Source organism: Actinomyces oris (genome assembly GCF_001937665.1).
GTDB classification, from domain to species: domain Bacteria; phylum Actinomycetota; class Actinomycetes; order Actinomycetales; family Actinomycetaceae; genus Actinomyces; species Actinomyces stomatis.
Window position 1 is genome coordinate 70,174 of record NZ_MSKL01000004.1, and the last position, 24,129, is coordinate 94,302.

The following is a 24,129-nucleotide window of genomic DNA, read 5'->3' on the forward strand; positions in this document are numbered from 1 at the left end:
CAGCTGGTGCCGCCCGCCCGCGGTACTGGTTCAAGGAGCCGGCGTCGGATGCTCCGGTGGCCGTTCAGGCCTGCTGGTGCTCCAGCAGGCCCAGGAGGTAGGCGCCGTAGCCGGACTTGACCAGGGGCTCGGCGCGCCGGCGCAGCCCTTCGTCGTCGATGAAGCCCATGCGCCAGGCGACCTCCTCGGGGGCGCCGATATTGAGGCCCTGACGGTGCTGGACGGTGCGGATGAAGCTGGTGGCGTCGGCCAGGGAGTCGAAGGTACCGGTGTCGAGCCAGGCGGTACCGCGGGGGAGGACCTCGACGGTGAGCCTGCCGGCCTCCAGGTAGGTGCGGTTGACGTCGGTGATCTCGTACTCGCCGCGGGCGGAGGGCTTGAGGTTCCCCGCGATCTCGACGACGTCGTTGTCATAGAAGTACAGGCCGGGCACGGCGTAGTTGGAGCGGGGGCGGGCGGGCTTTTCCTCGATGGAGATGGCCTTGAAGTCCTCGTCGAACTCGACGACGCCGTAGGCCGTGGGGTCGGCAACCTGGTAGGCGTAGACGACGCCGCCGTCGGGGTTGGTGTGACGGCGCAGCTGCGTGCCCATGCCGGGGCCGTAGAAGATGTTGTCGCCCAGGACCAGGGCGGCACTCTCGGAGCCGATGAAGTCGGCACCCAGGACGAAGGCCTGGGCCAGGCCGTTGGGCTCCTGCTGGACGGTGTAGGACAGGTTGACTCCGAGCTGGGAGCCGTCGCCCAGGAGGCGGTGGAAGGAGGGGGCGTCATGGGGGGTGGTGATGATGAGGACGTCCTGGATCCCGGCGAGCATGAGGGTGCTCAGCGGGTAGTAGATCATCGGCTTGTCATAGACGGGCACCAGCTGCTTGGAGGTCCCCAGGGTGATCGGGTTGAGTCGTGTGCCGGAGCCTCCGGCCAGAATGATTCCTCGCATGCCCCAAGCATGACCCATCCGGGCCCTCGAGTGGCACCAGGATCGGGCGAATCCGGGGTGCATGTCCGTGGTGCGCGGCACGTTCGGCTCGTGCGGCCGCGTCCCTGAGGTACTGGTGCGGTGGCGCCGTTAGACTCCGTCAACAGGGCTGCGCCGAGGTGGCGACGCCGATATCGGGACTGACACGTGCGGAAGGGACTGTTCATGGGGCAGATCGAGCTGGGCAAGCCGCTCGCGATCGAGAAGACGCCGATTCCGGGATTCCTGCGGATCGACCTGACTGTTCACGGGGACAACCGCGGCTGGTTCAAGGAGAACTGGCAGAGGGAGAAGATGCTGGCCCTGGGGCTGCCCGACTTCGGTCCGGTTCAGAACAACATCTCCTTCAACAATGAGGTCGGGGTGACCCGGGGTATTCACGCCGAGCCCTGGGACAAGTTCGTCTCTGTGGCCACCGGCCGGGTCTTCGGAGCCTGGGTGGACCTGCGCGAGGGGCCCTCCTTCGGGTCCGTCTACACCTGCGAGATCGACCCGTCGGTGGCGGTGTTCGTGCCTCGGGGCGTGGGCAACGCCTACCAGACGCTGGAACCCAATACTGCCTACACCTACCTGGTCAACGACCACTGGTCGGCCGACGCCCAGTACACCTTCCTCAACCTGGCCGACGAGACGGCGAATGTGCCCTGGCCGATCGCGCTGAGCGATGCGATCCTCTCCGACAAGGACAAGGCGCACCCCCGCCTGGCCGACGTCACGCCCTTCCCGGCTCCCGGGGCCAAGGCCTAGGACGCGCCACCACCGTACCGGTACGGTAACAAGGGCTAGGACGTGCCTGAGAGTCGGTACGGTGAGGCGCTATGAGACGACTTGAGCCCGCCCGCCAGCAGTACGCCTGGGGGTCGACCTCCGCCATTCCCGCGCTCCTGGGTGTGGCCGACGACGGCGCCCCGTGGGCCGAGGCCTGGTACGGCTCCCACCCGGCCGGTCCGGCCCAGGTCGCTGAAGGCGGTTCCCTGTCCGATCTCATCGACGCCGAGCCGGAGCGTCTCCTGGGTGAGGACATCATCTGGCGCTTCGGGCACCGGCTGCCCTTCCTCCTCAAGCTCATTGCGCCCGAGCAGCCACTGTCCCTCCAGGTCCACCCCAGTCAGGCCCAGGCCGCTGAGGGCTACGCCCTGGAGGAGGAGGCGGGCATCGCCCTGGACCATCCCTCCCGCAACTACAAGGACACGAACCACAAGCCGGAGATGGTCCTGGCCCTCACCCGTTTCCAGGCCGTCGCCGGTTTCCGGGCCCCGCGCCGCGCCGTCGAGGTCCTCGCCGGCCTGGACAGCCCTCTGGCCCGCAGGATGCGCCGCACCCTGCGCCTCAACCCCACCCGCTACGGCATCAGGCAGGTCTTCTCCGACGTCGTCTCAGCCGCCACGCGTCCGAGTCCCCAGGAGATCGACGCCCTTGTCACTGAGATCGCAGCCAGGTTCGAGGCCGGCACGTCCCCGTCGCTGCGAGTGGACTCCAACGTCGTGAAGATGGCGGGTACCTTCCCCGGGGACCCCGGCATCGCCGCTGCGCTCCTGCTCAACCCGGTCACCCTGCAGCCCGGTGAGGCGCTGTTCGTGCCCGCGGGAAGCGTTCACGCCTACATCTCCGGTCTGGGCGTGGAGGTCATGGCCTCCTCCGACAACGTGCTGCGCGCCGGACTGACCGCCAAGCACATCGATGTCCCCGAGATGCTGGCCTGTGTCGACTACGTGGCGGCGCCGCCGGTGCGCCCGGCCCCCGAGTACCTGTCTCGCGCGACCCGGGCTTACTACGCGCCGGTGGATGACTTCGAGCTCATGGTGACCACCGTGGTGGCCGCCGACGGCCGCCTGCCGGTCCCCGGACGGGGACCACGCATCCTCCTGGCCGTCGAGGGCGCCATGACGCTGGTGACCCAGGCCGACTCGCAGACGCTCGCCCAGGGCGAGGCGGTGTTCGTCGGTGCCGACGAACGCAGCCTCTCCGTTGAAGGGGAGGGCACCCTTGTCCAGGCCGATGTCCCCTGACCCCGGTGCTCAGTGGGGCTGAGCCCCGCCGGTCCACTCGGTGATGCCTTCCTGCCGGATGGCGGTCGCGGCGATGTCGTCACCCGCCTCGGGGGTGAGAATCACCGCTGTGCGCCCCGAGCGCCAGGCGACCAGTACCTCCTGGAGCATCTGGGCGGTGTCGGCATGGCGCACCAGGGCAGCACGTGAGGCGGACCGGTTGTCGGCTCCTGCGGTTCGGCAGGACGCCTCGACCTGGGCCACCAGCTGGGCGCGCGTCAGGGACGTGGGTCGTGGATCTGACGGGGCAGTGCCCGCAGGTCCGCCCTGAGCCGCAGGCGCAGCGGGATCGGAGGAGAGGACGCCGCGGTCACCGAGGTCGCTGAGACACATCAGGTCAGCAGCGGCGCTTACCGGAGTGAAATGGTCGGGATAGTGCATGAGGTCGGCGGCGCCGTCGAGTACGAGGGCGGGCAGCTCTCCCGGCCAACGCAGCGCCAGCGAGGCTGGGGGGACCAGTACCTGTGCCTCGGCCTCATCGCAGAGGTCCTCCGGGGTGAAGGCCACACTCAGCTCGGGGACGAGGCCGGCGGCGCTGATCTCCTCACTGCTTCCCAGGAGCACACTGCGCCCCGCCATCCACGTACCGCACGCCCAGGCGACGGTCCGCCAGTGCGGAGGAAGCCCCACATGGACTCCGTCACCCGGCACTGACTCTGCTGTGATCAATCCCGCGATCTTCGCCATCCACATGGACAGGACGTGTCCGGTCAGCTCGACTCGCTCGTCGATTCGATAACAAATGAGCCACGGCCTGTCGGCATCCTGAGGGCCGGGGAGCAGCGGGAGCAGGGGGTCGCGCATGACTCTGATTGAAGCAGATCTACTGACTATCAGGAAACTCCCTGGTGGCATCCAGCCGGTCGGGGCAATATGGAAACGTGCGCCAGGCCCCCTGAAATTCTCTGAAATTCCGTGTGTATTCCCGCTGTCAGCCAGGCAGTGGGAGCCTCCCAGGGGATTTGTAGGAAGTCGACATATGGTGGCGACCAGATGGGGTTATTCCTTGAGATATCAAGGAATGATGTCGGTGGTCACGAGAGGGTGAAGTTTCCCTCGGTGGCTTGACTGGCCTTGTCTCACACGCATGTAATTCTTACTGGCAAGAAGCTCGGATCGAAGGGAGGCCGGCATGTGGAACATCCTCGGCGACGGCCCACTGAAGCACCCGGAGGAGCCTGACGCGGAAGTACTGTCGCTCCTTTTTGGTGGCGGTGACGACGTCGATGAAGGTCCTCTGGCATGGCAGGAGCGCGCTCTGTGCGCTCAGACGGACCCGGAGGCGTTCTTCCCTGAGAAGGGTGGTTCCACACGCGAGGCCAAGCGAGTCTGTGCGACTTGTGAGGTTCGTGAGGAGTGCCTCGAGTACGCCCTCGCCAACGATGAGCGCTTCGGTATCTGGGGCGGTATGTCGGAGCGCGAGCGGCGCAAGCTCAAGCGTCGCGCAGTATGACCCGCACCGGCTCCACACAGGGAGCCAGTCGGGTAGGAGCCCTGGCCGTCGTCGTGTCGGCCGGGGCGAGCCCGTTTCTGGCGCAGACACTGTCCGCGATCACCGCACAGACCTGTGCGCCCGACGTCGTTCTCGTCGTCGATGTCGCCTCGCGAGCCAACGGGCTGGGGGACGGGACCCCGATCGAGGAGCTTGTTGAGAGGTCGGGACTGGACGCCGTCACCGCAGTGCGCGTCGTTAGGGCCAAGGAGGCCAAGAGCTTCGGAGACGCCGTCGCCCGGGGGCTGGCCGCCTATGCCGGACTCGTCGCCGCCGGCAACCGCAAACGCCGTAGTCCGGAGGCTGTCGACGGCGTAGAGGATTCAGACAGTGAGGCCACCTCGAGCGGGCCGCGCACCTCGGTGCGGGACCTTCTGCTGTCAGGCTCCGGTCCCATCACCGGCCCCACCGGAGCGCTCTCACCGATCACCGCCTACGAGCAGCGGCTCGTCGCGCCCACCGAGGCCACCCCGGAGATGCCGGAGCACCAAGTGTGGTTCTGGCTGCTTCATGACGACTCCGCTCCTGCTCAGGACTGCCTCGAGCGGCTCCTCACTGCTGCGACCAATGCGCGCTCCGTGGGAGTCGTCGGTCCCAAGCAGGTGGGCTGGGACAACCCCGAGCTGCTCCTCGAGGTCGGGCTGCGCGCCACCGCCTCGGCCCGTCGCGCCAACGACATCGTCCCCGGCGAGGTCGACCAGGGCCAGCACGACGACCGCAGCGATGTCCTGGCCGTGGGAACGGCCGGCGCCCTCGTCGACCGGGCCGTGTGGGAAGAGATCGGCGGCATCGCCCCGTGGCTCGGTCCCTTCGGCGACGGTCTGGAGTTCTCACGTGCCGCGCGCCTGGCCGGATACCGCGTCATCGTCGAACCCACCGCCGTCATCCGCCACCGACGGGCCTCCTACCAGGGGCTCCGCCGCCCCGCATCCGTCTCGCACTCCTCCAGTGCGCAGCCCCGTACCGATGCCGAGGCCATCGCGGTCAAGCTCCCCGAGCCCGACCCGGAGAGATCCTTCCGGGCTCGGCGCAGTGCCCAGCTCACCAACTGGGCGGCCTTCTCCACCCGCCCCATCGGTCTGCTGCTGACCTGGTTCGTCGTTCTGGGACTGATGCGGGTCGTGTGGCGACTCGCATCCAAGGCACCGGCGCTCGCCCGTGACGAGCTCGCTGCGGCTCTGACCGTGGCCGGACGTGGCCGACGGATCAGAGCGGCCAGACGCCGGCTCGCCCAGCACACCAAGGTGCCCGCATCCGCGCTGGGGCGTCTCTACGCGACGTCGGCCGAGATCCGTGGGGTGCGTCGTGACCGCACCCGCCAGGAGCGCGAGCGTCGTGCCCGAGCGGCAGCCCCCAGTGAGCTCGAGCTGCGTGAGCTGGCCGCATTGGCCCGTAGCCGGCGCCGCACCCTGAGCGCGGTCATGGTGCTGGTGCTGGCGCTGAGCACCTTCGGCCTGTCCCGGCTGCTGCTCACCCGCTCCATCACCGGTGGGGCTCTGCCCCTGTTCAGCGGCGGCTGGCGTCAGATGTGGGACACCGCCTGGAGCACCTGGATCGCCACGGCGGACGGCTACCCGGGCGGCGTCACCCCGTTCCTGGCCATCCTGGCCGGGCCGGCGGCTCTGGGGCGGCTGGTGGGGTTGGAGACCAGCGCACTCATCAGTGCTCTGATACTCCTGGCCGTGCCCCTGGCGGCACTGGGGGCATGGTTCGCCGCCGGCACGATGACCCGGAAGGTGGCTCTGCGGGCCTGGGCCGCGCTCGTGTGGGCGCTGGCTCCCGGCCTCCTGCTCTCCTTGGGACAAGGACGTCTCGGCGCTCTCCTGGTCCACCTCGTCCTTCCCTGGGCGCTGCTTGCCCTGGCCCGCGCCGTGGGCGCCGACCGGCGGGACCTCGTTCTGTCCGGGCTGGTGGGTGCCCACCTGCTCACTGATGAGGAACGCGCCGAGCTCGACCGCTTCTCCACCGAGAGAGTCGCCGATCTCGCCCACCTGGACGAGGAGGCGCAGGCCGCCTCGAGCGTCCAGGACGCCACCGAGTCCTCGCAGGAGGGGGACGCTGAGAAGGCGCCCGCCTCGGATGACGCCTCGGTGGGCGCGGCTGCGGAGCCGAGCACCACGAGTGTGACGGCCTCCGCCGATACTGAGGCCGGGACCTCGGGCGATGACACTCATGACCGTGGTGAGGACGAGGCGGAGGCCGGTCGAGCGGCCTCCGCCCTGGCGACCGCGCGCGAGGTTCTCGAATCCCTCAATGCCCCCGACCCGGCCGCCCCGGAGGCCGAGGTCGACCTGCCCTCCACCGAGAAGTACGGGTACGGGTCGGCGACGGCCGCCGCTGTCGCGGGACTGCTGCTGAGCGTCGTCGTCGCGGCCGTCCCGGCCACTGCGGCCGTGCTGACTGTCATCATCCTGCTGCTGTCCGTGACCACGCGACGCGGGTTCAAACTCATCCTCACTCTGGTTCCCATGCTGGTCACCGCCGCCCCGGCCTGGTGGGGCGCCTGGCGCCTGGGCCAGAGGGCCGGTTGGGCCGAGGGGGTTCGGCTGCTGCTGACCGATATCGGCCTGCCCGTCTCCGCACCGGCACCGAGCAGTCTCGACCTGCTGGCCGGCTCTCCCGTGGACCTGAACGCCCTCGTCACCTCGGGGCCCTGGAGCGCTCTGCTCCGGGTAGTGCTCGCGCTGGTCCCGGTCCTCGGCGTCCTCGGTCTGTTCGTCTCCCGACGCGTCCGGGTGGCCCGCACCGGCATCCTCCTGGCCCTGGGCGGCCTCGTCCTGGCCGGGGTCTGCCTGCGCACCCCGACCGGGTTGGGCCCGGACGTCGCCGGAGGCGGCCTGGCCCCCGTCAACGGCTGGGCCGGGGCCGGTCTCTCCCTGGCGCTGAGCGGTTTCCTCACGGCGGCCCTGACCGCGGGCGAGGCCATCTTGACCCTGATCGGACAACGGGCCGGAGGCGGCCGTCGAGCCCTGGAGCGCCGGAGTCGGAAGGACACCGACGCGACGTCCTCCACGGCCGCCGACACGAAGGCGAGGCGGGCGGGATCACGCCGACTCAGGGCGGCCTTCACGACCGCGGCCTGTCTCGTCCTGCTCGCCCCGGTGGTGGTCGGCGCCGTCTGGTCCTACCAGGCCCACCGCGGCAGCAACCCGCAGGTCCTGGCGCTGCACTCCACGCCCCAGCAGATCCCGCTCATCGCCGAGCAGTTCCAGGGGTCGGGGGCGGCTGGCAGGGTCCTCAGACTCACCTCCACCCCTCAGGGGCTCCAGGCCACCATCTGGCGCGGGCCCGGCACCCAGATCAGCGACGTCCTGCCCGGAGCGGTCAATATCGAGGCGCGCACCCGTGCCGCGGGGGCCCTGGCCGCCCCCGGATTCAAGCCCACCAGGGACGGGCAGGGGAAGGGGCGCAGCCTCACCTCCTCCGCTCAGGCTCTCGTTCTGGAGGACCCGGCTGACGCCGAGCTCGCCCAGATCGTCACCCGCGCCACCGCCGGCCAGGACAAGGGGGCCGCCGATGCTCTGGCGGCCCACGGCATCGCCGTCGTCCTGCTCGATCACAAGGAGGGTGACGCCGTCACCGCCGAGGCCCGTGTGGGCCTGGCCTCGACGCCAGGACTGGAACAGCTCGCCCAGACCACTTCGGGCAACTCCTGGCGGGTCACGTCTTCGGCGCATCCCGACTCGGCCCGCCTGAGCCTCGTCGACGCCGGAGGCGAGGTCACCCCGGTCGCCTCCACCGGTACCGGCTCGGGGACCCGCACTCGGATCCCCGCTGGATCGGGCGCCCGAACCCTCGTCATGGTGGAGCGGGCCGACGCCGGCTGGAGCGCCACCCTCGATGGTCGGCGCCTCGAGGCCACAAAGGTCCTCACCCAGGACGGCAGCTGGAAGCAGGGCTTCGCCGTCGGCTCCGAGGGCGGGGAGCTGGTCGTCACCCACACCCGCAAGTCCACCGCCGCCGCGACCTACACGATCTGGGCCGTCTGGGCTCTGACCCTGGTGGCGGCACTGCCCCTGCGACGCGGAAAGGAGATGGCCTCATGACTCAGCCCCGTGAGGACGACACCGACAGCCAGCAGGAGTCGCAGGGCACGTCTGAGTCCCGGCCCCCGGAGCACGAGTCGATGAGCCCGGGCCCGGAGCAGGCGGACGACGAGACCGCCACCGTGGACGAGGTCGAGGACGAGTCCGCCGGCGGTCCCGTGAGCCAGGATCAGGACACGGACAGCGCCTCCGCTGATCCTGCCGAGGATGGCGCCGGCACTGACGACGAGGAGACGGCCGATACCGGCGACGCCGCCCAGGATGACGCCCACGCGGACGACGAGGAGACGGCCGACACGGACGACTCCTCCTCCAAGGCCCCGGACACTGGCGAGCCCGACACCCCCTCTAAGAAGCGTCGGAGGGGCTCCGGCAGCTCCAGGCGACACCGCCGGCCGCTGGGGCAGACGGTCGCTCGCGGCGTCGGCATCCTGACCTCGGTCGCGCTCGCCGCTGCCGTCGGAGGCGTCGCCTGGTGGGAGCACGCCGCACCGACCACACCGACCCCGCAGCTGCAGGCCCTGAGCCTGGCCCAGCCCGGAGGCGCCACCACCTACGTGTGCCCGCATGCGCCCACCAATACGTTGCGGGGCACCGACGTCGGCGCCATGGACTCCACCACCGCCATCGTTCCCGCGAAGGGAACCGGGGCCGCCCAGTCGGCCACCTACGCGGGTCGGAGCGTTCCCACCGACACCGTCACCTCGATGAACAGCGCCGAGGGCGGCATCCTCGCCCTCGTCCCCGCTGACGGCCGGGTGGCCAACGCCGTCGGATCGGTGACGACTCTGACCAAGAGCGGTGACCTGCGGGGGCTCACCGCGGCTCCCTGCACCCAGCCGGCCGCCATGTCCTGGATCGTGGGCGGCTCCATCGCGGCGGGCTCGTCGGCCGAGCTGCGACTGACCAACCCCGGCGTCACCCCCGCCACCGCGAAGGTCACCCTCTACGGATCCATCGGCCGACTCAGCCTGCCCAGCAACGGGGAGGTCACCGTGCCCGCGGGCGGCTCCTCCTCCCTGGCCCTGGAGACGAAGGGCAGCCAGGACCCGCGTATCGCCGTATCCGTCGAGGCCGACGGCGGCTCCGTGGTGCCCGCGCTCGTCACCGAGTCCCTCGACGGGGAGACCCCCGCCGGCACCGACGTCATCACCCCGGGAGCCGCTCCGGCCACCGACCTCGTGATCCCCGGCGTGGAGATCGTCGAGCCCGCCTCACAGGGCGAGGTTCCCCAGGCCAAGACCGGTGCCGACTCCTCCGACACCCCGGCCGTGCGCATCGTCAATCCTGGACAGGCCCCGGCGACCGTGTCGGTGACCATGCTCGGCAAGGACGGGGCCCGCTCGCTGAGCGGGGCGCAGTCCGTGACCATTGACGCAGGCTCCGTCTTCGACATCCAGCTGGCCGGTGTGCCCGCAGGCACCTACGGTGTGCAGGTCACCTCGAGCACGCCGGTGGGAGCCGCTGTCCGCATGGTGCGCAGCGGTGGTGAGTACCCTGCGCGATCCAAGGCCCTCGTCCATGACCAGGCATGGGCGCAGGCCGCCCTGCCGGGAGCCGCGGACTCCGGCCTGCTGGCCGTGCCGCGCTCGGCCTCCCTGAGCTCCGCGGTCACTGTGGCCAACAGTGGCGCGGCCACCTCCGTCACCCTGTCCTCCCTCGACGGTTCCTGGCGCCAGGACGTCAAGGTCGCCAAGGGCAGCTCCGTCGTCGTCGAGGTGCCGGCCAAGGTCGCCGCCGTCCGCCTGAACTCGGCCGGTCAGGAGGACTCGTCGGGGGCATCGCGCACATCGAGCGGCTTGGCCGCCGCCACCATCGTGACCGCTCAGGCCGGGGGAGACCTGGCCGGGACGCTCATCTCCACCGTGCCGGCTCAGCCCGACGCCGCCGTTCAGGCCCAGCGCCGCATCCTGCTGGACTGACGGGCTCCGCCCAGGCGGGGGGGGGAGAGCCCGACTCACCGCGCCGAGCCCGGGTCGATCTCCTCGGGGCGGCGTCCCAGCATGAGGGCCACCTGCTCGACGACGACACGGCGCACCAGATCGGCCAGCTCGGCCTCGTTCGTGGCTCGGGAGGCCACCGGTCGTCGGTAGATGACGACGCGCGCCGGCAGCCCCGCTCGCGGCTCTGCGGTGAAGCCGCGTCCCAGCACTACTGAGCGCTCCCAGGGCGCCGGGTCCGAGGGAGGGACCTCCTCGACGGCGAACTGGATCTGATCCACCGACGGCCAACGCCTGGCCAGGTCCTGGGCCGCGTCCACGACGAGCTCATCGAAGCGCTCGGCGCGAGTGCGCCAGGCCGGCAGGTTCGGCGGCAGGAGCGGACCACGCATCCCCCGACCGTGACGATCACGACGACTGCTCGGGCGCCGCGCCGGTGCAGTGGCGGATCGCGGCGGAATCGGCCCGGGCGGGAAGGGGAACAGGTCGGTCACATCGGCCAGCCTAGGTGGCGTCTGGATGACCGGCGGGCAGCGGCACGGTAACCTGCGAGCGTGAGAAGAGTCCGACACTGCCGCAAGCCCGGCTGCGAGCGCCCAGCCGTGGCCACCCTGACTTCCGTCTATGCGGACTCGACCATCGTGCTGGGGCCGCTGGCCACCGAGGCGCAGCCCGAGGCCTACGACCTGTGCGATAAGCACGTCTCCTCCTTCACCGCCCCCCGGGGCTGGCAGATCATCCGCCTGGCCACCGAGTTCGAGCCGGCGCCGCCCAGCGAGGACGACCTCCTGGCCCTGGCCGACGCCGTTCGTGAGGCATCCCGCGCTCCGCGCCCCGTCGCCTCGCCGGCCGAGCACCGGCCCCGCCCCGGCGGGATCATGCCGGCGTCCCTGACGGCCCCGCTGCCGCCCCCGCCGGAGATCGCCGAGGACGAGATCCTGCGGCGAGGGCACCTGCGGGTCCTGCGCGGACAGAAGGACGACGTATGAGCCTGTCGGACAACGCATCCGTGCCCGAGCCCGGGCCGGTCCTCCCCATAGGGCTGAGGTCCGCTCTGCGCTGCCCGCTGAGCGGGGGCGAGCTCTTTGACGGCGTCGACGACGCCGGATGTCCGACCCTCGTCTCTCGGGGTACGGGCCTGGCCTACCCGGTGCGCGACGGCGTGCCGATCCTCCTGGTCCACGAGGCGCTACGCGTACCCGGTCCCGCCCCGCTGGGATGAGGCTGCGCGCCCCCGTCCCGCCCTGGACGATCCGGCCTGGGGGCGAGTCAGGGGCGCTTCAGCGCCGCCGGGACTCCCGACCCACCTCATAGGGCGGACGAGCCATGTCCCGGAGCACGTCCTCCTCCAGTCGGCGGTCGCGGCTCTCCAGCACCAGCTCACGGTTACGCCGCTCGGTGAGAACCGCGGCGAGGAACCGTTCGGGGTGCGTGCCCGCAGGCGGCGGGGGAGAGACGTATCCCTGGACCTGAGAGGCCAGTTCCAGCCCCAGCTGGTGGCGGGAGGCGGGCATGAGGGAGGAGGCCCGTTGCAGGAAGGTTCGCGCCGTCAGACTCAGGTCCCCGGGCAGGGCGCGCAGGTCCGTGCCCGCAGCCCACTCGGTCAGCTCGGGGGGCATCAGCAGCGGCGGCGCCGTGTGAGACCGGTGATGCTCTCGCACCACGTAGGTGCCGGCCAACATGTCCCCGAACCGCTTCCCCCGCTTGGAGACGATGCTGGCGCACAGGGCCGGCACGGCCCAGGTGCCCCAGATCTCAACGACGGCGAGCAGGGTCCGCACCAGGCAGTGACGCAGCTTGACGGTGCCGCCGTCGTCCCGCACCACCCGGGCCCCGGTCACCATGCGGCCCAGGCTCCGGCCCCCGCTGAGGAACTCGACGAGCAGTGGGATGACGACCAGCCAGGCGAGGGCGACCAGGGACAGCAGCGCCTGGAGGAACGCGAGATTCTCCTGGAGATCTGAGCCGTCGGCGATGGTCAGTGCCATGACCATGAGCACGGACAGTCCTGCCCCCAGGGCGTAGACGGTGTAGTCGACGAGCCCCGAGGTGATGCGATTGACGACTGTTGCCGGGGTGATGTCCAGGGCGACTGCCTCGCCGGTGATGAGCAGCTCGGGCTCGATCATCCGCTCGGAGGATGTGGGTGACGCGGTCATCGTGACAGACTCCTTGCGTGGATCTTGATGCCTTTTCTGCGGCTCACCGCGATCAGTGGGAACGTCTCGATGTACTCGTGGGGCGTCGCCACCTCAGCGGCGCTGAGACCGACGAGCTCGTGGCCCTTTACCGTACGTGTGCCCGCCATCTGTCGCGGGTGCGCTCGGCCGCACCGGATCCGCAGCTCATCGCCGAGCTGTCCTCCCGTGTAGCGGTGGCTCGTGGCCGTCTGACCGGAACGCGGGAGGTGAGGAGCCACTCGGTGCGTCGCTTCGTTCTCCAGTCCGTGCCCGCGGCCCTGTACCGCATCCGTTGGTGGACCTGCGGGGTCATGGTGGCCGAGATCGCCCTGGCGCTGGTGGTGGGGGTGTGGACCCTGCGCAGTCCTGAGGCCATGGCCGCCCTGGGCAGCCCCGAGAAGCTGGACGCTTACGCCCATGAGGCCTTCGAGTCCTACTACTCCACATACTCCGCCTCGGACTTCGCCGCTGTGGTGTGGACGAACAACGCCCGTGTCGCGGCGGTCTGCGTGGCTGGAGGGATCACCGGTCTCGTGCCGCTCGCCATGCTCTACACCAACGCCGTCAACGTGGGGCATGCCGGGGCGATCATGGCCGACCACGACATGCTCGGCGTATTCTTCTCGCTCATCTCGCCTCACGGCCTGCTGGAGCTGACCTGCATCTTCATTGCCGGTGCCGCCGGGCTCAAGCTCTTCTGGACCATGCTGGTCCCCGGCCCCCGCAGCCGCTCCGCCGCGCTGGCCGCCGAGGGACGCGCCCTCATCACGGTGGCCGTGGGCCTGACCGCCGCCCTGGCCGTTGCCGGGCTCATTGAGGCCTTCGTGACTCCGGCCCCCATTGCCTGGCCGGTGAAGATCACCATCGGATCCGGCGCACTGGCACTGCTGTGGGCCTACACGCTCATCCTGGGGCGCTCCGCCGTCGCCGGAGGAGCCACGGGGGACCTCGAGGATGACGAGGCCGGCTACGTCCAACCCGAGGCCGGCTGAGCCGGGTGACGGCACGGTGCACCTCATAGCCGCCCCGCCGCCTTGAGGCCCAGGTAGCAGTCGGCCAGTGCCGGTGCGAGCCCCTGGTCCGCAGCCTCCACGACCTCGACCCCGCCACGGCGCAGACGGCGGCGTACGGCGTCCAGCTCCACCAGGTCCTTCTCCGCGGAGGCGGCCACGTACACCGAGTCAGTGTCGTCTCGAGCAGCCCTGAGCTCCTCCAGCTCGGGGTCCAGGGCCGAGGCGAGAACGACCGTGTGATCCCGGGCCAGAGTCGTCAGCGTCCGAATCATCGTCGCGTCCCCTCCGCTGCCGTCCAGGGCGGAGATGACAACCACCAGCGCGCGCTGCGAGAGCGTCGTACGCACCAGGGAGGCCATGAGGGTCCAGTCGAGCTCGGTCAGGCGCGGTTCCACGTCCGTCAGGTGCTCGGCCAGCTCGGTCATGAGCACCGGTCCGGAACTGCCTCGCACCTGTGCGCGCACGGCGTCGTCCATGGCCAGGACGTCGACCCGGTCGCCGGCGCGGGAGGCCAGGGCCGCCAGCAGCAGGGTGGCCTCGATCTGGGCGTCGAGTCGGGGGGCGTCCCCCAGCCGGGCGGCCGACAGGCGACCTGAGTCGATGATGACGAGCACCCTCCGATCGCGCTCCGGTCGCCAGGTGCGCACCAGCACCTCGCCTCGGCGGGCCGTGGAGCGCCAGTCGATGGAGCGCACGTCATCTCCGACGACGTACTCGCGCAGGGAGTCGAACTCGGTCCCCTCACCGCGCACCATGACGGCGCTGCGTCCGTCCATCTCCCGCAACCGGGCCAGGCGCGAGTGCAGGTGACGACGTGAGCGGAAGGCGGGCAGGACCCGGACGGAGGCCGGAACGTTCAATGACGCCTGCCGCCCCGCGATGCCCAGAGGACCCATCAGCCTGACGGTCATCGGTCCCGCTTCGCGATCCCCCCGGCGTCGGGGCGTGAGTACCGTGGAATGACGACGGCGCTGGGCCGGTGGGAGCGTCATCGTCCCACGCTCGTGGGTCGCCCCTGCGCTCGGGGGCCAGGCATCGCGCAGCAGGAGACGGGCCGGGCGCCGACCGGTGTTGGTGATCGTGAGCGTCGCGGTGATCGACTCACCCAACCGCACTCCGTGGCTCACCGAGCGTGAGGCCCGCAGCACTCCGGGCGAGGGAGCGCAGACCACGTCGATCATGACGAGGACGGTGACCACGCCGGCCCAGGCCAGCACGGTCGCCGGGCGTGGCGCGATGAGGACCAGGACGATCCCCGCAAGCATCGCCCACACGGCGCGCATCGTCAGGAACATGCCACTCCTGTCATGAGTCGGTCAGGTGATCGGTTCTGTGCTCTTGGTCGTCCGAGACCGGCGTCTCAGCGCGGGACCGGAACGGTTCTCAGCACGGACTCGATGACGGACTGAGGGGTGATGCCCTCCATCTCGGCCTCGGCGTGCAGCTTGATGCGATGGCGCAGAGCCGGCAGAGCCAGGGCCTTGATGTCATCGGGAGTGACGAAGGAACGGCCGGCGAGCCATGCCCAGGCCCGCGACGCGGCCAGGAGCGCGGTGGCTCCGCGGGGTGAGACCCCCAGGGCCACCGAGGGCATGGACCGGGTGGCGCGCACGAGGTCCACCGCGTAGGCCAGCACTTCGGGCGTGACTCCGACCGTGCTCGCCTGGGCCCGGGCCTGAGCCAGGTCCTGGACCCCGGCGACCGCCTGTAGCCCTGCCGAGGGCAGGTCGCGTGGATCGAATCCCGAGGCGTGGCGGGAGAGCACCTCGATCTCCTGGGCCCGCTCGGGCAGGGGCAGCACCAGCTTGAGCAGGAAACGGTCCAGCTGAGCCTCGGGAAGCGGGTAGGTCCCCTCGTACTCCACGGGGTTCTGGGTGGCGATCACCATGAACGGATCCGGCAGACCCCGGGGCTCTCCGTCAATGGAGACCTGGCGCTCCTCCATGGCCTCCAGCAGTGCCGACTGCGTCTTGGGAGGAGTGCGGTTGATCTCGTCGGCCAACAGGAGGTTGGTGAAGACGGGGCCGGCCCGGAAGGAGAACTGCGCGCTGCGGGAGTCGTAGATGAGAGAGCCGGTGACGTCCCCGGGCATGAGATCGGGGGTGAACTGGATGCGTTTGGTCTCCACGTCCAGCGCTGTGGCCAGCGACCGCACCAGGAGGGTCTTGGCCACGCCGGGGACTCCCTCGAGCAGGACGTGCCCGCCGGCGAGCAGGGCGATGACCAGTCCGGTCACAGCGGCCTCCTGGCCGACGACGGCCTTGCTCACCTCGCTGCGCACGGCCACCAGGCGCTTGCGCGGGTCGGAGGCGGCCTCCTCGTGGGGGGCCGCCTGAGGGGCCTGGGTGGCACTGCGGGTACCCGAGGCGTCCGGGCCCCCGGGGGCCTGAGGGTGGGGGACGCCGGTGCCCGTATCACCTGCGATGCCCGGTTCGCGACGGGGGTCGGTGCTGTCCGTGCTCATGTGGAGTGAACCTCGCTCTCGAGTTGGTCAAGCTGAACTGCCAGGGTGGCCAGGGCACTGTTGCTGGAGGGTGGCGGACCGTAGAGAAGAGAGTCCACCGTGGTCGGGGCGGTTCCCGAGGCCATGGCGACGGCGGCGATCACGTCGCGGCGCGAGGTCCCGGGGGGCAGGCCCAAAGCGGCGCCCAGACGCAGCGCGGTACCCGAGCGCAGGGCCTGAGCGGCCCGGGGCCGGTCCGAGCCCTGACGGTAGAGACGCCCGCGCGCCACCGTGGTCTCGGTGGAGCGCACGACGACGGGCAGGTCCTCACTCACGACGCCGCCGAAGCGGCGCCCCTGGACGACTGCCAGCACACCGGCGATGACGATGAGCTGAAGGATGAGGACCGGTAGCCAGGGGGGTGTGGAGGCGGAGTTCCACACGGAGGGGGTCTCTGTGCGCTGCCCGTCCAGCCACAGGACGCGGTTGTGGTGGCCCAGCGCGCGTACGCCCAGGGCCGCGTGCCCCTCCTTGGCCAGGTGCGTGTTGGTCACCGGTGCGGGATCGGGCAGGACACGCAGCGTGGCCCCGCTGGGCAGGGAGTCTGTGGCATAGGCGTAACGGTCCTCACCCACTGGGAAGCAGCCGACGGCGTCGTCATCGCCCTGCAGGGACACGGAGGCGCGTGTACCGGCCAGGCTCTGGGCGGCCTGGGCGTCGATGTCGTCGCACTGCGGCGCCAGGGTGGTGGAGGCCGTTGCCGCGGTGCCCTTGGCGGTCATGCCCGTCAGTCCCGTCAGAGCGTCGCTGCCGCCCTCGGAGCCGATGACGACGACGTCTCCGCCCGCCTGGGCCAGGGCCTGCCTGTCCTGGTCGCTGAGACGGTCGGCGTTGACCACGGCGATGGTCGCGCCCTGGCGACTGGCATCCAGGGCCTCGGAGACGCTGCTCGCCTTGCTCACGGAGATCCCCTCGTGGCGCAGCAGCTCGGCGACGGCCATGGTTCCCCATTCCTTGGGGTTGTCGATGGCCAGAGGGACCGTGGAGGTGATGGTCCGGGCCCACACGGTGAGCAGGACGGGGATGAGCATGAGGGACACGGCGATGACACCGGGGCGCCACCGGCGCCAGCGCTGGGACCAGCGCTGGTCTGTCACCTGGTCCGCGGAGTCGTCGATCGGGGAGGACGGGGGCCCGGACTGCTGAGATGTCGTCGTGGACGTGCTCATGCCTGTGCTCCCGGATCCTCGGCGGAGGCGCCGACGAGGGCGCGCCCGGTTGGGGGCGCAACCGTGGCCATCTGATCGGCGAGCTCACGCATCCGCTGGTCCTGGGACCGGGTGGAGACCACTCGACCGTAGAGGACGGCGTCGAACAGGTGGGCTGCCTCAAGCAGCGGGGCCACGAGCCGGTGCTCGCCGAGGGCCTGGTGGGTGAGCGTGGCCGCCTCCAGGGCCGTCATGCCCGGATACTCGTCGATGATCCCGCGTTCGTCGAGGGAGCGGATGATGGCGCGGAACCGTTCGACGACGGCGGTGGCGAAGTCGGCCTGTGCGGACGCCGCATCCGCGGCTCGGGTCAGGGTGGCGGCGTCACGGTCGTCGGTGAGTACTGACAGTGACGGTGTCGTCGATACCCGGCGCGCCGAGGAGAACCTGGTCAGCAGGAGGATCAGCAATGCGATGACGGTGGCGACGACGAGGACCACGATGGTCGTCGACACCCAGGCGGGAACCCCTGGAACCATGCTGCTGGCATCGAAGTGCTCCCGGATCCAGCTCCAGATCCGGTCCCACAGATCGTGATGGTCGTGGTAGATCGGGCGGGAGAGCTCCCTGCCCGCGGCCCGCCGGGCCTCGTCGGCCTCGGGGGTCGCCGGGGCCTCGGCGCTGATCGTGCTGAGAGGGACCACGGCCGGCTCATACCCCGGCGGCGTGACGCAGCTCGACGTCCAGGCCCTCGGAGCGCATCCGCAGGTCGGTGTACATGAGCGCGACCACGGCGGAGTCGAAGGGCACGATCGCGGCCTGGATGAGGCTGTTGAGCATCGTCGACAGCACTAGGAGCGCGATCGTGGCGTCCGGAGCGGCGAGCAGGAGCCCCTGTGTGATGAAGGAGACGCCGTAGGACGCCATCTGGGTGGCGAAGAGGACGATGAGGAAGGAGAGCAGTCGGATGCCGACGATCCGCCAGAAGTAGCCCCGCGTGAGGGCCCAGGAACGGGAGATCCCCTCAAGGACACCGATGTTCTCCAGGACCAGCGCCGCCGGCGCCAGGCACAGCTTGCACATCAGGGCGAAGATCGACAGCCCGAACACGACGATCAGCGCCAGGATCAGCAGGACGCCGAGGATGATGACCCCGGCGGAGTCCTCGTCAGCCCCGCTGGCGATGATGTTCCCCAGGAGTGCCCAGCCGATACCGAAGCCGATCGCGATGAAGACGACTGTCACAACGGTGATGATGAGCTGGATGAGGAGCGTCTGACCGATGAGTGCCCAGACCCGCGGCCGGGTGCGCTGCCACACGTCGCTCAGGGACGCCTTGCGGCCCAGAATGGTGCGTGAGACGGTCACGATGAGCAGGCCGATGAGGATCGAGGTGGCCAACATGCTCAGCACGCTGGTCACCCCGAGCTGGACGAGCAGAGCCACGAACGACGACCCGAGCTGGTCCAGGCGGGCCCTGGACTCGGCCTCGGAGAGCTCAACCTGCCCGGACGCCAGGTTCGGCAGGCCGAGCCGGGACAGGAACAGGGCGAGGCTGCCGGCGGTCAGGAGCCCCACGATGCTCATCACCACCAGCGAGGGCACGAACATCGCCTTGGGGTTGGCGCGCAGGGACTCGAAGGCGCCTCCGAGGATCTCCCCGATGGACAGCGGTCGCAACGGGATGATTGACGGCTTGGGGGCCAGGACCGATGCGTAGCCGCCGTAGCCCGGGTACCCGGGTGCGCCGGGGCCTCCAGCAGCGCCGGGATAAGTAGCGCCGGGATAAGGGCCGTAACCGGGCCCCGAGGCGCCTCCGTAGCCGGGCTGGCCGCCGGGCGTGTGGGGCGGGTAGCCGGGCTGGCCGCCGGGTGTGTGGGGTGGGTAGCCGGGCTGGCCGACCGGTGGCGTGTGGTAGCTGCCGTAACCGGGATACTGCGATCCCTGTGCTGAGTTCTGTGCCGGGTAGGAGGGTGCTCCTGTGAAGGCGCCGGCGTCGGGGGCCTGCCATCCGTCCTGGTCGCCTCCGACGAAGCCGCTACCGGGGGCAGTGGGAGCCTCGCGGCCCGGGACTCCGTTCGGACTGACGTCGTCAGGGTGGGATTCGGTACTCATAAGCCCATGCTGTCATGCCCGGCCGACGTCGCGCCCTCCCCCTGAAGGAGGAAATCAGGCTGCTGGGGCTGCGTGAGCCCCTGCGGGCGTACTCCGGGCAGGGTCTGAAGGCGCCTCAAAGATCACGGTTCGGCCGCAATAATTCCGGCTCTCGGGCGTTCTGGTGCCGTTTTTTCCCGTAACTGAAGGGATTCTCTTAGAGACCTGAGGAAACTGTGGATGCCTCCTCGGTGGTCTGGATGTCCCTCGGGTCCTGGGGCTCATGCCAAGATACGGGCTATGAGCACGCGCATTCTGGTCGTCGACGACGATGCATCCCTGGCCGAGATGATCGGCATCATGCTGGAGTCGGAGAGCTACACGCCCACACTTTGTCATGACGGGGCCAAGGCCCTGGACGCCTTCCATGAGGTCAACCCCGATCTGGTCCTGCTCGACCTCATGCTTCCGGGGCTCGACGGCGTCGAGATCTGCCGGCTCATCCGCTCCGAGTCCGACGTGCCGATCATCATGCTGACCGCGCGGACCGACACGCAGGACGTCGTCGCCGGCCTCGAGGCGGGCGCGGACGACTACGTGACCAAGCCCTTCAAGTCCAAGGAGCTGCTGGCCCGCGTCTCCACCCGTCTGCGTCGCACCAACCCCGGTGCGGCCGAGCACGTGCGTGCGGGGGACCTCGACATCGACGTCGCCGGTCACCAGGTCAAGCGCGGTGAGTCGGTCATCTCCCTGACGCCGCTGGAGTTCGAGCTGCTGGTGACCCTGGCCCGTTCGCCGTGGAAGGTCTTCACCCGTGAGGAGCTCCTCAGCCAGGTGTGGGGCTACCAGCACCCGGCGGATACCCGCCTGGTCAATGTCCACGTCCAGCGCCTGCGGGCCAAGATCGAGAAGGACCCCGAGCGTCCCTCGATCGTGGTGACGGTGCGCGGTGTCGGCTACAGGGTCGGCGAATCCGCGTGAGCGACGGCGCATCGGGCGCCATACAATGAACCCGATGCGTAATTCAGTGGGCACGTCGATGGGGTCATCGGTGGGCACCGCGGAGGAGCGGCTGGTTCGGCGTCTGCCTCTGCCGGGGCTGCTGCGTCGCAGCCTTGAGGTTCGCATGGTGTGTACCGCGACCGTGATCGGCCTGCTCCTCATCGTGCTGCTGCTGACCTTCGTGACCGATCGCATCCGGTCCGAGGTGTTCGCCGATCAGCGTGACGTCATCCTTGCTGACGCCGCGTTGCGCGCCAGCGTCGCCCAGGCCGAGTTCGACTCGACCACTGCAGTCACCGTTGATGAGGTCTCGGCCGCGGCGGAGCGACAGGTCAACGGGGCCAAGAACTCGATCTCCTCCTCAGGAGGGGTGGGGGTTCTCATGCTGCGCAATGAGGAGGAGACCTCGACGACGGTCGTCAACGACCTGGAGACCGACACCCGCCTGCGCTCCCTCATCACCGGTGAGATGTCCCGGGCCCTCGACGAGGGTGGGGCGCGGGCGCAGTACTGGCAGTCGGTGGCCGTTCCCAACGATGAGGGGGGCACGGATCCCGGGCTCATCGTGGGGACCCGGGTGAGCCTGCCCCTTGCCGGGGAGTACGACCTCTACCTCGTCTACAGCCTGGCCAGTGAGCAGCGCGTCGTCTCCCTGGCCTCGCGCAACATCACCATTGGTGGTCTGGGCTTCCTGGCCATTCTCATCGTCGTGGTGTGGGCCTTCACCAGATGGGTGCTCAGCCCCGTGCGGCACACCGCCCGGGCCGCTGAACGGCTGGCCTCCGGGCTGCTGGCCGAGCGATTGAGCATTGAGGGGGAGGACGAGATATCCACCCTGGCCAGGTCCTTCAATCACATGGCGACCTCGCTGGAGGACCAGATCGAGCGCCTGGAGTCCCTGTCCAAGGTGCAGCGCCTCTTCGTCTCCGACGTCTCCCACGAGCTGCGTACCCCGCTGGCCTCGATCCGCCTGGCCACTGAACAGATCCAGGACGCGCGCGAGGAGATCTCCGATCCCTTCGCCCTGCGCAGCATTCAGGTCCTGTCGAGCTCAGTGGACCGCTTCGAGACCATGCTCACCGACCTGCTGGACATCTCCCGCATCGACTCCGGAAACGTCAAGCTCCGGCTGGAGGAGATCGACCTCGCCCAGGTGGTCGACAACGTCATTGAGACCACCCAGTTCCACTTCGACGCCACCGGCACCGAGCTGCGCCTTCACCTTCCCGAGGAACCGGCCACCGCGGAGATCGATGTCACCAGGGTCGAGCGCATCATCCGCAACCTCGTGGTCAACGCGCTCGAGCACGGCGAGGGCCATCCGCTGGACGTTACCGTCGCCGTGGACGAGGACGCGGTCGCGGTGCGGGTGCGCGACCACGGGATCGGGATGAGTCCCGACGTCGTCACCAAGGTCTTCGACCGCTTCTATCGCGCCGACCCCTCGCGCAAGCGCAGCCTGGGAGGAACCGGCCTCGGGCTGTCCATCGCCATGGAGGACGCCCGCCTGCACGGCGGTCGCCTGTCGGCCTGGGGGTGGCCGGCCGACGGCTCCTCCTTCCTGCTGGTCCTGCCCCGTACCCAGGGATCCGACGGCGGTCCCGGCCGACTGAATGGTCCCGGACCGCTCGAGCTCGTCCCGCAGGACGCACCCGCCGTGGCCCGTGCCGGGATCCTCATCGACGAGGAGTCGTCCTTCTCCCCGGTCGGACCCCTGGGACCTGCGCCCGCCACGCGCCGGGCACGCCAGAGCGTCGTCCTGGGTGACATCCCCTTGGCCGGGGAGAGCCATGACGCGGTCACCGAGGACGTCGGCCGGGTCGTCGTCGTCCTCCCCGGTCAGGAGCCCGCCACCCGCACACCCGAGGAGACCGAGGAAGAGGGGTGGCGCCGATGAAGCGGCCGACGCACCGCAATGCCTTTGCCGAGGGGCGCACGTCCTCCGAGCCCACCGAGCCCGTCGAGACCTCTGGGATTCCCCGGTCGTCCGCTCTGTCTCGGCGCAGCGCACTGGGACTGATCTCGGCCACGGCCGCCGGCGTGCTGGCCGGCTGCACAGCGCTTCCGAGCTCCAGCGGCGTCACCCGCTCCGGAGTGGCCGCCTCCGACACCAACGCCCTCATCGAGACCGCGCCCGGACCGGGCGAGGGGGACTCAGCCGAAGACATCGTCAACGGTTTCCTGCGTGCCGCCATCGCGGGGTTCTCCGATGACTTCGCCACCGCCAAGCAGTTCCTCAGTGAGCACGCCGTCGCGCAGTGGAAGCCCCTGGAGACGGTGAGCGCCTACAGCGGATCGACCGAGCCGCAGGTCTCGGTAGCGGCCAACGGCTCCTTCACGGTGACCTCCGGACAGATGGGAGTCCTGGACTCCCGGGGCGTCTTCACCCCCGCCCAGGAGGGGTCCACCTATACCGGCGAGTTCTCCCTGGCCACCAACTCCACCGGTCAGTGGCGCATCGTCGGTCTGCCTCAGGGCATCCTGCTGCCCTTCTCCCGACTCATGCAGAACTTCGCGGTCAGCTCCCTGGCCTTCCTGTCCCGTGATCGGTCCAGGTTCGTCCCCGAGCTGAGGTGGTACCCGCGCAGCTCGCAGGCGGACTCCCTCGTCTCGGGGCTGCTGGCCGGACCGTCGGCCTGGCTCTCGAAGGGGGCCTTCAGCCTCATCCCGCGCAACGCCGAGCGGGCGGGGCGGGGGGTCGTCGTCGAGTCGGGTACCGCCACCGTCCACCTGAGCGCGGACTCCGACCCCGCCTCGGAGGAGGCCCGTCGTCTCATGGTGGCCCAGATCGAGCAGAGCCTCGTCCAGATCAGCGGCATCGACCGCGTCCGGGTGCTCGCCGGCACCGTCGACCTCGGCGCCCCCGCCCAGCTGACACCGATGGCCCCCGAGGTCGGGGGCATCGTGGGGATGTCTGAGGGCTCCGTCGTCCGCGGCACGGGGGCCAGGCGCATCACCCTGGCGACCGACCGGGTCCTGGGGACCAGTGATGCCCGTAGCCCGAGCCTGGGGGCGGACGGGGCCGTCTACGCGTTGTCGGCCTCCAGCCTGCTGCGTCTGCCCCGGGGGCAGCAGTCGGCCAGTGTCATCCTCTCGGTGGGGGACCCCTCCGCGGGTGCCGGTGGGCTGGGGGCGCCGCTGGGCGACCGGCACGGCTGGGCGTGGTTGCTGGCCGAGGGACGGCTCACCGCCGTCAACGGCTCGGGGCAGCGTGCCACCCTGGAATCGTCCTGGCTGCAGGACGGTGCGATTACGGCCTTCGACCTGTCCGTGGAGTCCGAGCGGATCGCCGTGCGTCGAACCGACGGACGGGTAGCCGTCGCCATCATCATCAGGGACCAGGACGGCCGTCCCACCGGGCTGGGGCCGGCCCTGGAGATGCCTCGCGCCAGTGGGGCGGGCACGCGCGGACTCTCCTGGTGCGCCCCCAACGCGGTGTGCGTCCTGGCCGCTGCCGGAGCCGAGGGCGGGGGCGTGCCAGAGGTGCGTCTCATCCAGGTCGGCGGTGCGGTCAACACGCTGGTCGGGGTGCGCGGAGCCCGCTCCGTCATCTCCGACCGCTCCGAGGAGTCCCTCATCATCATCGACGAGGGCGAGCAGACCTGGCAGCGTCGTGGGGCGACGTGGCGGGTGCTCACCTCGGAGGTCTCCGACCCCTCCTTCTCCCTGCCCTGATCTCTCGAGTCG

Annotated in this window: 20 protein-coding genes; 11 read left to right on the forward strand and 9 right to left on the reverse strand. The window is 70.1% G+C overall.

The window, feature by feature from the left end; translation table 11 throughout:
- Positions 1–64 precede the first annotated feature (64 nt).
- On the reverse strand, positions 65–937 hold the full coding sequence (gene rfbA / locus BKH28_RS01115) for a glucose-1-phosphate thymidylyltransferase RfbA (protein WP_075417104.1): 873 nt from the start codon (positions 935–937) through the stop codon (positions 65–67).
- A gap of 204 nt (positions 938–1,141) precedes the next feature.
- Between rfbA and BKH28_RS01120 the strand changes: the two genes are divergently transcribed.
- Positions 1,142–1,723, forward strand: a complete 582-nt coding sequence (locus tag BKH28_RS01120) for a dTDP-4-dehydrorhamnose 3,5-epimerase family protein (RefSeq protein WP_075417141.1) — start codon at positions 1,142–1,144, stop codon at positions 1,721–1,723.
- A gap of 71 nt (positions 1,724–1,794) precedes the next feature.
- Positions 1,795–2,985 carry a mannose-6-phosphate isomerase, class I gene (gene manA / locus BKH28_RS01125; RefSeq protein ID WP_075417105.1) on the forward strand — a complete coding sequence of 397 codons (1,191 nt, stop codon included), beginning with the start codon at positions 1,795–1,797 and terminating at the stop codon, positions 2,983–2,985.
- Positions 2,986–2,994: 9 nt separating this feature from the next.
- Here the strand turns inward: manA and BKH28_RS01130 are convergent, their stop codons facing one another.
- Positions 2,995–3,828 carry a TIGR03089 family protein gene (locus BKH28_RS01130; RefSeq protein WP_075417106.1) on the reverse strand — a complete coding sequence of 278 codons (834 nt, stop codon included), beginning with the start codon at positions 3,826–3,828 and terminating at the stop codon, positions 2,995–2,997.
- A gap of 328 nt (positions 3,829–4,156) precedes the next feature.
- Between BKH28_RS01130 and BKH28_RS01135 the strand changes: the two genes are divergently transcribed.
- From BKH28_RS01135 to BKH28_RS01145, 3 genes are read left to right on the forward strand one after another with little or no spacing between them, the layout of a single operon-like run.
- Positions 4,157–4,477 carry a WhiB family transcriptional regulator gene (locus BKH28_RS01135; RefSeq protein WP_003787027.1) on the forward strand — a complete coding sequence of 107 codons (321 nt, stop codon included), beginning with the start codon at positions 4,157–4,159 and terminating at the stop codon, positions 4,475–4,477.
- The gene (locus tag BKH28_RS01140) at positions 4,474–8,562 is read left to right on the forward strand and encodes a glycosyltransferase (protein WP_075417107.1); all 4,089 of its coding nucleotides are present in this window, start codon (positions 4,474–4,476) and stop codon (positions 8,560–8,562) included. The genes BKH28_RS01135 and BKH28_RS01140 overlap by 4 nt, the downstream gene beginning before the upstream one ends.
- The gene (locus BKH28_RS01145; RefSeq protein ID WP_075417108.1) at positions 8,559–10,484 is read left to right on the forward strand and encodes a DUF5719 family protein; all 1,926 of its coding nucleotides are present in this window, start codon (positions 8,559–8,561) and stop codon (positions 10,482–10,484) included. The genes BKH28_RS01140 and BKH28_RS01145 overlap by 4 nt, the downstream gene beginning before the upstream one ends.
- 35 nt (positions 10,485–10,519) lie before the next feature.
- On the opposite strand, the gene BKH28_RS13100 is transcribed toward BKH28_RS01145, so the two are convergent.
- Positions 10,520–10,822, reverse strand: a complete 303-nt coding sequence (locus BKH28_RS13100) for a metallopeptidase family protein (RefSeq protein WP_081379986.1) — start codon at positions 10,820–10,822, stop codon at positions 10,520–10,522.
- 234 nt (positions 10,823–11,056) lie between these two features.
- Here BKH28_RS13100 and BKH28_RS01155 point away from each other — a divergent pair, with 234 nt between their 5' ends.
- Both BKH28_RS01155 and BKH28_RS01160 read left to right on the forward strand, forming a co-directional pair.
- Entirely contained in the window at positions 11,057–11,491 is a 435-nt protein-coding gene (locus BKH28_RS01155; protein ID WP_034491867.1) for a DUF3499 domain-containing protein, read from the forward strand.
- Positions 11,488–11,724 carry a Trm112 family protein gene (locus BKH28_RS01160; protein WP_075417110.1) on the forward strand — a complete coding sequence of 79 codons (237 nt, stop codon included), beginning with the start codon at positions 11,488–11,490 and terminating at the stop codon, positions 11,722–11,724. Before BKH28_RS01155 ends, BKH28_RS01160 begins: the two co-directional genes overlap by 4 nt.
- Before the next feature lie 58 nt (positions 11,725–11,782).
- Here the strand turns inward: BKH28_RS01160 and BKH28_RS01165 are convergent, their stop codons facing one another.
- Positions 11,783–12,661, reverse strand: coding sequence for an RDD family protein (locus tag BKH28_RS01165; RefSeq protein WP_075417111.1), 879 nt, complete (start codon positions 12,659–12,661; stop codon positions 11,783–11,785).
- A 17-nt stretch (positions 12,662–12,678) separates the two neighbouring features.
- Between BKH28_RS01165 and BKH28_RS01170 the strand changes: the two genes are divergently transcribed.
- A complete protein-coding gene (locus BKH28_RS01170; protein WP_075417112.1) occupies positions 12,679–13,674 on the forward strand; it encodes a stage II sporulation protein M in 996 nt (331 codons plus the stop codon).
- A 23-nt stretch (positions 13,675–13,697) separates the two neighbouring features.
- Here the strand turns inward: BKH28_RS01170 and BKH28_RS01175 are convergent, their stop codons facing one another.
- From BKH28_RS01175 to BKH28_RS01195, 5 genes are all read right to left on the reverse strand, one after another.
- Positions 13,698–14,990, reverse strand: coding sequence for a DUF58 domain-containing protein (locus BKH28_RS01175; RefSeq protein ID WP_075417113.1), 1,293 nt, complete (start codon positions 14,988–14,990; stop codon positions 13,698–13,700).
- A gap of 65 nt (positions 14,991–15,055) precedes the next feature.
- Positions 15,056–16,159, reverse strand: a complete 1,104-nt coding sequence (locus BKH28_RS01180) for an AAA family ATPase (RefSeq protein WP_075417114.1) — start codon at positions 16,157–16,159, stop codon at positions 15,056–15,058.
- Positions 16,156–17,367 (reverse strand): DUF4350 domain-containing protein, encoded by a 1,212-nt coding sequence (locus tag BKH28_RS01185; RefSeq protein WP_075417115.1) that lies wholly within the window; start codon positions 17,365–17,367, stop codon positions 16,156–16,158. The genes BKH28_RS01180 and BKH28_RS01185 overlap by 4 nt, the downstream gene beginning before the upstream one ends.
- Entirely contained in the window at positions 17,364–18,050 is a 687-nt protein-coding gene (locus BKH28_RS01190) for a DUF4129 domain-containing protein (protein WP_075417116.1), read from the reverse strand. The genes BKH28_RS01185 and BKH28_RS01190 overlap by 4 nt, the downstream gene beginning before the upstream one ends.
- 7 nt (positions 18,051–18,057) lie before the next feature.
- The gene (locus tag BKH28_RS01195; protein WP_075417117.1) at positions 18,058–19,461 is read right to left on the reverse strand and encodes a hypothetical protein; all 1,404 of its coding nucleotides are present in this window, start codon (positions 19,459–19,461) and stop codon (positions 18,058–18,060) included.
- 279 nt (positions 19,462–19,740) lie between these two features.
- Here BKH28_RS01195 and mtrA point away from each other — a divergent pair, with 279 nt between their 5' ends.
- The 3 genes from mtrA to BKH28_RS01210 are packed head-to-tail and all read left to right on the forward strand — an operon-like array spanning position 19,741 to position 24,117.
- Entirely contained in the window at positions 19,741–20,421 is a 681-nt protein-coding gene (gene mtrA / locus BKH28_RS01200) for an MtrAB system response regulator MtrA (RefSeq protein ID WP_003786992.1), read from the forward strand.
- A gap of 34 nt (positions 20,422–20,455) precedes the next feature.
- Entirely contained in the window at positions 20,456–22,339 is a 1,884-nt protein-coding gene (gene mtrB / locus BKH28_RS01205) for an MtrAB system histidine kinase MtrB (protein WP_075417118.1), read from the forward strand.
- A complete protein-coding gene (locus BKH28_RS01210; protein WP_075417142.1) occupies positions 22,336–24,117 on the forward strand; it encodes a GerMN domain-containing protein in 1,782 nt (593 codons plus the stop codon). Before mtrB ends, BKH28_RS01210 begins: the two co-directional genes overlap by 4 nt.
- The last annotated feature ends 12 nt before the right edge of the window (positions 24,118–24,129 follow it).